This is a genomic window from Paenibacillus sp. AGC31 (assembly GCF_057334655.1).
In genome coordinates this window covers 1-11180 of sequence record NZ_JBHFJH010000010.1, presented here as the reverse complement: position 1 = coordinate 11180, position 11180 = coordinate 1, and the positions used below count along the sequence as shown (strand labels likewise).

General features: G+C 47.0%; 13 protein-coding genes. 5 read left to right on the top strand and 8 right to left on the bottom strand.

Going from position 1 to position 11180, the window contains the following annotated elements:
- Positions 1–59: 59 nt before the first annotated feature.
- The 4 genes from ACE04G_RS06120 to ACE04G_RS06105 are packed head-to-tail and all read right to left on the bottom strand — an operon-like array spanning position 60 to position 3846.
- Positions 60–1133, bottom strand: coding sequence for an ABC transporter substrate-binding protein (locus ACE04G_RS06120; protein WP_036667861.1), 1074 nt, complete (start codon positions 1131–1133; stop codon positions 60–62).
- Positions 1130–1939: an ABC transporter permease gene (locus ACE04G_RS06115; RefSeq protein ID WP_062836831.1), complete on the bottom strand. Its 810-nt coding sequence runs from the start codon at positions 1937–1939 to the stop codon at positions 1130–1132. Before ACE04G_RS06115 ends, ACE04G_RS06120 begins: the two co-directional genes overlap by 4 nt.
- Complete coding sequence (locus tag ACE04G_RS06110; RefSeq protein WP_017691799.1) at positions 1914–2747, bottom strand: ABC transporter permease; 834 nt, start codon at positions 2745–2747, stop codon at positions 1914–1916. The genes ACE04G_RS06115 and ACE04G_RS06110 overlap by 26 nt, the downstream gene beginning before the upstream one ends.
- Positions 2737–3846, bottom strand: a complete 1110-nt coding sequence (locus ACE04G_RS06105; protein WP_036612848.1) for an ABC transporter ATP-binding protein — start codon at positions 3844–3846, stop codon at positions 2737–2739. Before ACE04G_RS06105 ends, ACE04G_RS06110 begins: the two co-directional genes overlap by 11 nt.
- A 255-nt stretch (positions 3847–4101) precedes the next feature.
- On the opposite strand from ACE04G_RS06105, the gene ACE04G_RS06100 reads away from it, so the two are divergent.
- Positions 4102–5457, top strand: coding sequence for an MFS transporter (locus tag ACE04G_RS06100; protein WP_449004084.1), 1356 nt, complete (start codon positions 4102–4104; stop codon positions 5455–5457).
- A gap of 49 nt (positions 5458–5506) precedes the next feature.
- On the opposite strand, the gene ACE04G_RS06095 is transcribed toward ACE04G_RS06100, so the two are convergent.
- Both ACE04G_RS06095 and ACE04G_RS06090 read right to left on the bottom strand, forming a co-directional pair.
- Positions 5507–6718, bottom strand: coding sequence for a nitric oxide synthase oxygenase (locus tag ACE04G_RS06095; protein ID WP_449004085.1), 1212 nt, complete (start codon positions 6716–6718; stop codon positions 5507–5509).
- Positions 6719–6845: 127 nt separating this feature from the next.
- A complete protein-coding gene (locus tag ACE04G_RS06090; protein WP_449004086.1) occupies positions 6846–7325 on the bottom strand; it encodes a Dps family protein in 480 nt (159 codons plus the stop codon).
- A 360-nt stretch (positions 7326–7685) separates the two neighbouring features.
- Here ACE04G_RS06090 and ACE04G_RS06085 point away from each other — a divergent pair, with 360 nt between their 5' ends.
- Positions 7686–8036, top strand: a complete 351-nt coding sequence (locus ACE04G_RS06085; RefSeq protein WP_449004087.1) for a cupin — start codon at positions 7686–7688, stop codon at positions 8034–8036.
- A 71-nt stretch (positions 8037–8107) separates the two neighbouring features.
- On the opposite strand, the gene ACE04G_RS06080 is transcribed toward ACE04G_RS06085, so the two are convergent.
- On the bottom strand, positions 8108–8845 hold the full coding sequence (locus tag ACE04G_RS06080; protein ID WP_449004088.1) for an HAD family hydrolase: 738 nt from the start codon (positions 8843–8845) through the stop codon (positions 8108–8110).
- A 287-nt stretch (positions 8846–9132) separates the two neighbouring features.
- Between ACE04G_RS06080 and ACE04G_RS06075 the strand changes: the two genes are divergently transcribed.
- From ACE04G_RS06075 to ACE04G_RS06065, 3 genes are all read left to right on the top strand, one after another.
- Positions 9133–9396, top strand: coding sequence for a hypothetical protein (locus ACE04G_RS06075; RefSeq protein ID WP_449004089.1), 264 nt, complete (start codon positions 9133–9135; stop codon positions 9394–9396).
- A gap of 151 nt (positions 9397–9547) precedes the next feature.
- The gene (locus ACE04G_RS06070; RefSeq protein WP_133386174.1) at positions 9548–9979 is read left to right on the top strand and encodes an SMI1/KNR4 family protein; all 432 of its coding nucleotides are present in this window, start codon (positions 9548–9550) and stop codon (positions 9977–9979) included.
- Between the two features lie 115 nt (positions 9980–10094).
- Positions 10095–10283, top strand: a complete 189-nt coding sequence (locus tag ACE04G_RS06065; protein ID WP_145149558.1) for a hypothetical protein — start codon at positions 10095–10097, stop codon at positions 10281–10283.
- An 88-nt stretch (positions 10284–10371) separates the two neighbouring features.
- Here the strand turns inward: ACE04G_RS06065 and ACE04G_RS06060 are convergent.
- The coding region (locus ACE04G_RS06060; protein WP_486094248.1) for an IS3 family transposase at positions 10372–11180 on the bottom strand (809 nt) is incomplete at its 5' end.

Genomic DNA, 11180 nt, shown 5'->3' with positions numbered 1-11180 from the left:
GACGAGCAGCAACCCTTTTTTTTTTCAGATCTAACGAACTGTACATACGCTGTTGGCGGTTATTTACTGTGCATTTTAAACTCCAGGAACAGGTCGTTATAATGCGAGAGCATTTTTTTGCCCAGATTATCGTAGACCTCCAGCTTACCTGTCAGTGTCTCGTCTGGATAAAAGCGCTCATCCTCCGATATGTCCTCTGGCAGTAGCTTAAGCGCCTCGGCGTTTGGTGTGGAATATCCGACATACTCCGCATTGCGAGCGGCATGATCCGGGTCCAGCATGAAGTTGATAAACTGGTGTGCTCCTTCAATATTACTTGCCGTCTTCGGGATAACCATGTTATCAAACCAGAGGTTCGAGCCTTCTTCCGGCACCATATAATCCAGCTTGTCGTTCTCATCCATAATCTCGGACGCATCTCCAGACCATACAAGTCCAACGGCTGCTTCCTCATTCGCGAGTAACATCTTGATCTCGTCTCCGACAATCGCTCTCACGTTAGGTGTCAATGTAGACAGCTTCTTCAGCGCTTCTTGCAGATGATCTTCGTTGGTATCGTTCAGGGAATACCCGAGACTGTTGAGACCCATACCAATGACTTCGCGTGCACCGTCAAGGAGCAGGATTTGATTTTTCAGACGTGGGTCCCACAGGTCATTCCAGCTATCAAACGTCAACCCATCCACCAGTTCGGGATTGAACACAACCCCCACTGTTCCCCAGAAATAAGGGATCGAGTACTTGTTGCCTTCGTCAAAGGACAAGTCCAAGAACCGCGGATCGATGTTGCTCAGGTTAGTCAATTTGCTGTGATCAATTGGAACGAGCAGGTCTTCCTCTTTCATTTTGCTAATCGCATATTCGGAAGGAATCGCCACATCAAACGTAGTACCGCCCTGCTCAATCTTGGTCAGCATCGCTTCATTGGAATCAAACGTCTGATAGATCACTTTAATGCCCGTCTCGTCCTCAAACTCCTTAAGCAGATCCGGGTCGATATAATCGCCCCAGTTATAGATGGTCAGCGTGTTGCCGCCAGAATACCCCTGACTCTTGTTCAGATACGAAGCCAGGATCATCAGGGCAAAGGCGGCCACGAATACAATTGCAAATGTCCGTACCAGTTGCTTCATGGACGCAGCCCCTTCCCTCCAGGTGGAATCCGCGTTGCACGGCGGTTAATGAAGTAATATCCAACGACCAGCAACACTGTCAGCAGGAACAACAGGGTGGACAAGGCATTGATGGACAAGGATACGCCCTGCCTTGCTCTGGAGTATATCTCTACAGAGAGTGTGGAGTATCCATTACCTGTGACGAAGAATGTTACTGCAAAATCATCGAGCGAGTACGTCAAGGCCATGAAGAATCCGGCAAAAATACCCGGTTTCACGTATGGCAGCACCACACGCGTCAGAATCTGCCAGGAACCAGCGCCCAGATCCCGTGCTGCATCCATCAGTGTCGGACTCATCTCCTGTAGCTTCGGCAGTACCATGATGACAACAATCGGCACACTGAACGCAATATGAGACAACAGAACCGAAGTAAAGCCCAGTTTGATGCCAATCATGGTAAACAGGATCAGGAACGATGCACCAATGATGACATCGGGACTCACGATGAGCACGTTATTGAGTGACAGCAGCGTATTTTTGGTCCGTTTGCGACGCACATGGTAGATCGCCAGTGCTCCTGCAACACCAAGGATCGTTGAGATCGCCGATGACAGCAGTGCGATGATAAATGTATTAAGCACAATGATGAGCAGCCGAGTATCAGCGAACACCTCTCTGTACCATTCAAGCGTGAATCCTTCGAAGCTGCGCATGTGGCCGCCACTATTGAAGGAATAGAAGATCAGATACGCAATCGGTGCGTACAATATGGCGAATACAACGGCTAGATAGACGTTAGACAGCTTTCCGTTTCTTCCCATTACGCACCTCCTTCTTGCCTGATCCAGTCAGGAACATAATAATCGCCATCGCAATAATCAAAAAGACAGCAATCGTTGAACCCATCCCCCAGTCCTGGGTGACGAGAAAATGCTGTTCAATCGCTGTTCCCAGTGTAATTACACGGTTTCCCGCAATGAGGCGGGTAATCATGAACAGAGACAGCGCAGGAATAAATACAGCCTGACAGCCTGATTTCACTCCACTAATCGTCAGTGGAAAGATAACTCGGCGGAAGGTCAGCCACGATGAGGCTCCCAGATCACGCGCCGCATAGATCAACGATGGATTCATCTCTTCCAGCGCATTGAAGATCGGTAGGATCATGAATGGAATGAAGATGTACACCGAGACAAAGATAAAGCTGAAGTCGGTGAACAAAATCTGCTGTGTACCAATACCCACGACTTCAAGCAGGGAGTTGGTCAGGCCGTACGTTCCGAACAGGCCGATGAAGGCATACGCTTTTAGCAAAAGATTGATCCAGCTTGGCAGAATGATCAGCAGCAACCATAACTGCTTGTGCTTCGTCCGGGTCAGCATATACGCCGTCGGGTAGGAGATCAGCAGCGAGAAGGCCGTAATCAGAAATGCATACCAGAACGAACTGAGCGTCATCTGCAAGTACACCGGTGTGAAGAACCGGGCGTAGTTGCCAAACGTGAAGTTCCCTTCAACGTCGAAGAACGAGTAATAGATGACCAGCAGAACCGGCGCCACAACGAACAACACCATCCATAATACATATGGAATCAGATACGCATTGCGTGTGCTGGCCTTAGTCTGCATGAGCGGCCTCTTGGTAGGCTTCGAGTCGTTTGTCGAACTCTTCTTCGGTCTCGTTAAAGCGCATGACGTGTACCGCTTCCGGGTCAAAATACAGTCCAATCCGTGCGCCGACAACGGCTTTCTTGGTTGAATGAACAAGCCACTCATTGCCCGCATCGTCGTACGTAGATATCTCGTAATGCACCCCGCGGAATAACTGGGAATCCACATTGACCTTGAGTTTGCCTTGGTCTTCGGTTGTAATCTCCAGATCCTCTGGGCGAATGACAATCTCTACCGGCTCGTCCCGCTGGAGACCCTGATCGACACATTCGTGCTGTGCGCCAGCGAATTCCACCACAAAGTCCTGCTTCATTTTGCCCGATACAATGTTCGATTCCCCGATAAAGTCCGCCACAAAGCGGTTAATCGGCTCATCATAGATATCATTCGGTGTACCGCTCTGTTGAATCACGCCGCCATTCAGGACAAAGATCTCGTCCGACATCGCTAGAGCCTCTTCCTGATCATGCGTAACAAAGATAAACGTAATACCCAGTCGCTGTTGCAGCTCCCGCAACTCGTACTGCATTTCGGTCCGCAGCTTCAGATCGAGTGCTGACAAAGGCTCGTCCAGCAGGAGAATTTCAGGCTCGTTCACAATGGCGCGTGCAATCGCAACACGTTGCCGTTGTCCGCCAGACATTTCACCAATTTCACGGTTTTCATAACCGGACAGATTGACGAATTTGAGGGCTTCCAACACTTTGCTGCGAATTTCAGCCGTTTTCATCTTTTTGATCCGCAAACCAAAAGCCACGTTCTCAAATACATTCAAATGTGGAAATAACGCGTAATCCTGAAATACGGTATTCACCTGCCGCTGGTGGGCAGGCACTCGGTTGATAAGCGCACCGTTAAAATAAATACTGCCCTGTGTCGGCTCCGCAAAACCGGCAATCAGCCGCAATATCGTTGTTTTCCCGCACCCTGACGGGCCAAGAAGCGTATAAAATTTACCCCGCTCAATCTCAAAGCTGACTGCCTTCAATACGGCTTCATCCTGATCGTATTGCTGAGTCACCGCTTCGAAGCGGATAATCGGTTGTTGTTCTGACATGCTTCACATCGCCCCCTTATACTTGAGGTACATCTTAAGTCTGTACACTTTCGTCCATGTTTCCTTATTGATAACCCATCTATTATATATGATTCAGGTATATCCGCAATGGTTTTGATGTAAACACCACGTGTCATTTCTTCTTATTTTCATAAATCCTGCATACATTACGGGTATATGTCGATATCTACGCATTCAATTGGAAAATAAAGCATATTAGGGATTCCATTTTATGTGTGAGAGGAGTCTTCGCTCTTGGAAATTCGTCGTAACCTGCCGCTGCTAATGACCATTTGTTTCCTAAGTCAGATGGGCGGATTCATGATCCTGCCCCTGTTTCCTTTGTTTATTGAGGAATTCGGCCTGTCCGGCTGGATGATGGGGGTTATTTTTGCACTTTTTTATGTAGGGAAAGTAATTGGTGGTGTTCCTGCGGCGGCAATTTATAGAAAACTCGGAGGGAAAAATGCGCTCGTCCTGATGCTGATCCTGCTGGCAGTCTGTATGGGTGGCTTCGCGCTGTCTAAAGCTGTGGTGTTATTCGGCCTGCTCCGACTTCTACAGGGGCTCGCTTCCACGGGCCTTACCGTGGTCGTACGTTCCATCATCGGGGATGGGGGCAATGTAGACAACCGCGGCCTATACAATGGATATATCAGTAGCAGTGAGGGCGGCGGTATGGTACTCGGTCCCGTCATAAGTGGCTGGCTGGCTTTGCATTGGCCGCTATCGGTTCCTTTTTTGCTCGTTACCGTATGTTGTCTGATGGCCGTGGTCGCTGCGATGGGGATGAAGACGACGACACAAGCTAGAGCCAATCATGGATCTGGGGATACGTTAAGTGATCATCTAATAGAGGATCCTTCGGCTACTGTGACACAAGAACCTATCGACAAATCATCACATTCGCCACTCTCCACGGATAACGTTGTTGTAGATTCCACCATCAGTGAATCCCACCCTTTTGCTGCATCCACTGAACCTCCTTTATCTTCATCACCGTCTGACGCAAAGCATACTCAAGGTTTGTCTACAAGGCTCACACAGCGGCAGCAGCTTATCGGTTACGGCACGGTACATTTTCTGGAGATGAGCGCCTACGCGGTATTCCTCACCTATTTCGCACTGTATGCAGCTCACATCATGCATTGGGACCCATTTGCCACCAGTCTCGCCTTCACCGTCTCCGGGATTTCTACGCTTGCCGCTGCTCCCTTTGTTGGTTATCTCTCTGACCGGATGGGCGATCGCCTGTTGCTTTGCATGCTCGGCATGTTCCTGATTGGAATCGAAGTTGCTGTATTTCTAAGCACGTCCTCCCAACTATGGGTCTACGTTGGCATGCTCATTGGCGGGGTTGGAGGAGCCTGTTACATGGATTCGTTCTTTGCCCATATTGGTGATCACATACCAGACGAGAGTCGAAGTTCTGTCATAGGCAAAATTGTCTCTGCGGCCGAGATCGGCTCCATCGTGTCTCCACTGGTTGCTGCGTTGCTTACGGAAGTTGGATCGCTTTACTCTGTGTTTGTGTTCAATCTGGTGCTGATTGCTGCTGCCATTGTAGTTCAGGCCGCGATGCGCAGTCGGTATCGATTGAAAGAGGGGTAGTCCTTCGTTTGATACAAAAGGATCCCAAAAAATAACCCGCCTGCACAATTTAATGTGCAAACGGGCATTTCATTGGTGCCTCATCAGCCTGTGGTTGGGGATTCTCTACCTGTGCATTCTGCTGCTCGCTGCTTCGCGGCTCTGCGGCAGATGCCACACCATCTTTCAGGGTATACGCCTGATCCTGATGGAAAAAGTTCGGCTTCACGATCTCATTGCGATAGGAGCTGTGGAATATATGCGTTGTCGCCGGGGACACTGGCGGAATCAGCCACACCCAATCCCCGGTCAGTTCACGCCCAGCCTTCTCTTCCCGCTGTTCAAACATCGCAAATTGCGCTGCTGCCGTGTGGTGATCCACAATGCTCACGCCTGCTTTTTTGAACGAATGCAGCACAGCCACATTCAGCTCTACCAACGCACGGTCCTTCCACAAGGTCGTTTCACTCGACGTATTCAATCCAAATGCTGCCGCCACTGCAGGCAGCTTGTTATACCGAAACGTGTCTGCCAGATTACGGGCGCCGATCTCGGTACCCATATACCAACCATTGAACGGTGCTGCCGGGTAGGATATGCCACCAATCTCCAGACGCATATCGGCAATCATCGGCACACCGTACCAGCGCATGCCAAGCTCCGCAATCTCCGCTCGTTCCGGGTGTTCGATAAGAATTTCCACAATCTCTTCTTCGGGTATAACATACCACTCTGGAGCTTGTCCTTGCACCTGAATTATGAGCGGTAACACATCATAGGAGCTACCTGCCCCCTGCCAGCCAAGTGACATGGCCGCCTTGGTCAATTCCACCGAAGCAGGATCTCCAACAATGCCTTGCTCTGTCTCATATCCCGCATAACGAATAAGCTGATGATTCCAGAGACGTACCGGAGTTCCATTCGGCCCATCCGGTGGAAGGATGGTAATCATCGGAATCACTTTGCCACCGTTGGATGCCACATGAATATGATTCAGCACAGCATCCGCTGCCGTTCCTGCTGTATCGGCATGGCGTGCGTCCACGATTCGCAATTTATCCCAGAACAGCCGCCCGATGCAGCGGTTGCTGTTCCGCCAGGCCATTTTACAACCTTGCTCCAATTCTTCTGTGGTATGCACATAGGTACCCGTTACTTCGATCTCGCCCATAACGACAGCAAGCCGGACCTGCGCGTCTTCACGCGAATGGCCCAGCTCTTCATAACATGTATATATAAACCGTTCAGCTTCTTCCTGCAATTGTTCCAGGTCTGACCGCATCGTTCATTCCACCATTCTGTACATCTTGAATGCCATCATTATACGGCAAGCACACCGGATTTGTAAGCGAACGGACAGTTTGTTCACGGACTCTACATATCGTTGTCAGGATGTAGGGTGACTTTGCTTATTTGCCCAGAAATGCGTTTAACATCCAGACCTCTTTATCCAAGGCAGCGGTGAATCCAATCAGCATATCTTCCGTTGCCTTATCCTCTGCTTCTCCCGCTTCGTGAATGCCTTGATGAATCACTTCCACCATCGTACGCAGATCAGCAACCACCGACTCTACCATACGCTCAGCAGACAACTGGCCTTGTGCCTCTTCAATTGGAGACAGACGTAGCTGTTCAGTCATTGTAGCCACCGGACGTCCACCAATAGCAAGCAAACGTTCTGCAACTTCGTCCATATTTGCTGTAGCCAAGTTGTACAGCTCTTCGAATTTGGCATGCAATGTGAAGAAATGTGGCCCTTGGACATACCAGTGGAAGTTATGCAGTTTCGTGTACAGTACGGACCAACCTGCGATCTGACGGTTCAGGACCTCTTGAAGTGCTGTGGCGTTGTTAGCAAAAGTGTTGTTTCTAGTTTGGATTGTGCTCATGAAATTTATCCCCTCTCGAATATAAAAATAGAATTTGATTGATTGTTATGGACTACTTTGATTCGTTCATTTTAATTTAGACTTAATCTAAATCTTGTTTTAATTATAACACCGCACATCCTGTTTGGGAAGGCTCTGAACTACTCTTTCAAATGAAGATTTCATGAAGCACAGCTTCATAGAAACATTGGCGCAGGCTAATAAAAAAAGATGATTTTAAGCAAACTCTCCCCAACCTATTGGAGTTATGATAGACTCATCTGATCGGATTATCCATTAATTAGTGAAATAGGATGATACCCATCATAAAGATAGTTACCATTAAAGGAAGTTAACTTAGTCACTATTGCGGAGGTAAACATGAGGATATTTCAATTTAAACAAGAGTCAGGGAAGAAGATTACCAAATTCGATTCTAATTTCGTAATGTCACGTATTACGCAGACCAACAAAGCAGCTCATATCGGATGTATGCATTTAGCTGAGGGTGGGGTTATAGGTTATCACCAAGCTGTAGTTCCTCAACTCCTTTTAATAGTAAGTGGAGAGGGTTGGGTTAGAGGGGAAGCAAATGAATACATCAAAGTTCGTTGTGGCGAAGCGGTTCTCTGGGATAAACATGAATGGCACGAAACCAAAACAGAAGCTGGACTCATGGCAATTGTAATTGAAAGCGAAGAATTAGACACCTCATCATTGATGCCTTTATAGAAGGTATATTATAAAAAAGCAGACCTGCACCTATGACGGTAACAAGACTGCTCCTTTAAACATAAATCTCCTTAAGCTTGAACACACTCAAAAGTTAGAATACGACTGATCTCTTCATAGCTCCGTGCTACAAAATGAGGTTGATGATCGGACTCCGGCAGCGCCTCCCGATGGTTGAACCAGATGACTGTCCACCCCGCATCGACCGCACCTACCACATCATTACGCCACGAGTCGCCAATGTAATAGCTGGAACGGGCATCTGTCCCGGACTGCTTACTCACATATTCAAACAACCTGCGATCCGGCTTTGCATAACCAGTTGTACCGGAGATGAAGACCAGATGCTCGTCCACGAGACTGAGCACATCCAGTGCTTCAAGCTTACGCTGCTGATGCTCCCCTTCTCCATTGGTGATTAGACCGACAGTATGACCTTCTGCCTGAAGCCTTCTGATTAACCCATACGCTCCTTCAAAAGGTACAATCTCAAACTGTCTGCTCAGATACTGTGCTTGCAGTTCTTCAGCCCGTCCCAATTGTAGGGGAAGTCCGAACTCTTCCATCGTCAGCTCAAACCTCCGACGGCGCATTCGCTCCACCGCATCCGGTTCTGGTACAGCGGACAGATCTTCTTGTGCAGACAACCAGTCACTATAAAAACGAAAACGATGATAGGCCTCAGCATAAGGGAAATCATCTGGCAGGCAAAGAACGTCCTGCAACGCGCCACGAAGCGGCTGCAAGTGATCATATAACGTATCATCCACATCGAAAAATATCGTTTTAACTTCATTTATTATATTCATAATTGTTACCGATCCCCCTGCTCCCGTCTCAAGCATTCTCTTCTTACCACTATAAAGGTAATCCTATGCCTCGTCCAAAAGGGATTTGTTGCGTGATCATCTCTACTCCAGAACAGTACCCATAATAACGCTTAGACCAGAATTGATCGGACGGCTTTATATGTTAAAATAAGGATGATTAAATCTGAGGTGATGACGATGTTCAACCCAAAATTCTTCTCCTATTAGTTGTGCTCAAGGCACTGGCTACTCAAGCCAAAATCTAGCCCGGTACAACGGGGATGAAGATGTTCACACAAGAAGAGATTCAATCATGGAAAAATGAAACAGCTTTTGCACAGAGACACAACAAGAAGTTCATTGATCCAAGAAAAGAAAAGCTGAAAGATCACCGTAAAGGAATCAAGAGCACGCATTACAACAAAGAAAGTAAACCCGATCGTAAACATGATTATCGTCTGTATAGAACCAAAATGAAGCGTCTCATGCACCACGAGCAATACGATCTTCTGCACAACTATAAACGAACGAGCGGTTGGCTAACTTGGTAAACTGGAGTTAGAAGAGTAGTCCTTACATAACATTACTGCGCTACATCAAAAACAGTAGCCTTTTAAGTTAAGAAGGACTTCTTTTTTCAATCAATTACATACCGTTTCATTCGTTACTGACAGTTAGAATATATCGAGGAGGCCTTTATTCATGTGGAAAGAGCATCTTCATAGCATTTCGAAGGAGTATACGTTCAGTCCCCCTGCATCTGGTGATGACATTGCAAAGATGGAAGACTCCTTACAGGTTACGCTCCCTCGTGAATTAAAAGAAATATTGCTCGAAACCAATGGAGTCAGAGCTATTTACGATTTGGGACTTATCTGGTCAGAAGATCGAATTAAGAATGAAAACAGACATTATCGGGATGACCACTCCCAAGATTACTACATGCCCTTTGATCACCTGCTCTTCTTCGGGGAAAGTGGGATTGGGGATTTATTTGCTTTTCCTGTGACAGGGGATGGAACGTGTAGAGATGACGTGTTTGTGTGGAATCATGAAAATGACAGCCGAAAATGGGTCGCACCTTCAGTGTCCAAATATTTGGAGTGGACTTTAGAAGGCAAAATAAAAATTTAATTTACGGACTAACGGACCCTAATCTACGATGAATAATTAGATAATTTTGTATTTCCATTTAATGAATATTATATTAATGAACACATTACAAATGAATAAAAGGTGGAATGAACTTATGAGTACATCAGAAAAGAAATGTCATGATTGCGGAGGAACATCTTTCGTAGAAGCATCGGATTACATCAACCTTCGTCCATTGGATAAGAAAATGACTCTCGGTGTGGAAAAAATGTACACGGTTTGTCTGGATTGTGGCGAAGTTGTTTCCATTAAAGTGAAGAACCCAGAGAAGTTGCTAAAATAATAATAATTCCAATAAGCACAGACAAAAACACCCTAGCTCACAATTGTGAAATTGGTCATACCCCTGTCAAGTAGACAGATGAAAAAAGCTATGCTGCCAGTGCGCATCGATATTCAATCGGTGCGCGCTGTTTGAGTTTGGCTTGAAATCGTCGGTAGTTGTAATGGTACATGTAATCTTCCACGGCTTGTCGAATCTCTGCTTCTGAATTACACTGGTTAAGGTACAGCTTCTCTGTCTTGAGATGCGAAAAGAAGGATTCGATGCATGCGTTATCCAGGCAGGTTGCTTTGCGAGAGTGGCTGCCCTTCACGCCGAATGCTTCTAATCGTGTGTTGTACGCCTGAGATGTGTATTGGAAGCCTTGATCCGAATGGAGCACGGCTTCCGAAACGTCTCTTTTTTGTGTCCATTGTTCCACCGTATCCAATACGAGCTGAACATCGTTCCGTTTAGATAATTGCGAAGCTACAATTTCGTTGTTGAACAAGTCTTGAATGACAGACAGATAAACGAATGTGTTTCCATCCGAAATATAAGTAATATCCGTCACCATTTTTTGCTGGGGGGCTGTGGCATGAAATTTGCGCTTCAGGCGATTCGGATAAATCACAGATGGCGTATAGCTGGACTTCTTCCGCTTCTTACGAATGACCGATTGGATCGATAGTTCCCGCATGATTCGCCATACTTTCTTGTGATTAACGTTCAGACCAGCCTCCCAGAGCGCCGTTGTCATGCGAGGATAACCAAACTCTCGGTTTGCAAAATGAATAGCCATCATGTGTTCTTTGATCTCACGATCACGGTCTTGTCTTGCGTCTCGCTGCGGCTGTGTTGCTCGCCATTTGTAATAACTGGAACGGGGTATTCCTGTAATCGATAATAGGCGTGTAA

Excerpts from the sequence above, each read along its gene's own strand:
- ACE04G_RS06120 (WP_036667861.1), bottom strand. The coding sequence starts at position 1,133 with ATGAAGCAACTGGTACGGACATTTGCAATTGTATTCGTGGCCGCCTTT.
- ACE04G_RS06115 (WP_062836831.1), bottom strand. The coding sequence starts at position 1,939 with ATGGGAAGAAACGGAAAGCTGTCTAACGTCTATCTAGCCGTTGTATTC.
- ACE04G_RS06110 (WP_017691799.1), bottom strand. The coding sequence starts at position 2,747 with ATGCAGACTAAGGCCAGCACACGCAATGCGTATCTGATTCCATATGTA.
- ACE04G_RS06105 (WP_036612848.1), bottom strand. The coding sequence starts at position 3,846 with ATGTCAGAACAACAACCGATTATCCGCTTCGAAGCGGTGACTCAGCAA.
- ACE04G_RS06095 (WP_449004085.1), bottom strand. The coding sequence starts at position 6,718 with ATGCGGTCAGACCTGGAACAATTGCAGGAAGAAGCTGAACGGTTTATA.
- ACE04G_RS06090 (WP_449004086.1), bottom strand. The coding sequence starts at position 7,325 with ATGAGCACAATCCAAACTAGAAACAACACTTTTGCTAACAACGCCACA.
- ACE04G_RS06085 (WP_449004087.1), top strand. The coding sequence starts at position 7,686 with ATGAGGATATTTCAATTTAAACAAGAGTCAGGGAAGAAGATTACCAAA.
- ACE04G_RS06080 (WP_449004088.1), bottom strand. The coding sequence starts at position 8,845 with ATGAATATAATAAATGAAGTTAAAACGATATTTTTCGATGTGGATGAT.
- ACE04G_RS06075 (WP_449004089.1), top strand. The coding sequence starts at position 9,133 with ATGTTCACACAAGAAGAGATTCAATCATGGAAAAATGAAACAGCTTTT.
- ACE04G_RS06070 (WP_133386174.1), top strand. The coding sequence starts at position 9,548 with ATGTGGAAAGAGCATCTTCATAGCATTTCGAAGGAGTATACGTTCAGT.
- ACE04G_RS06065 (WP_145149558.1), top strand. The coding sequence starts at position 10,095 with ATGAGTACATCAGAAAAGAAATGTCATGATTGCGGAGGAACATCTTTC.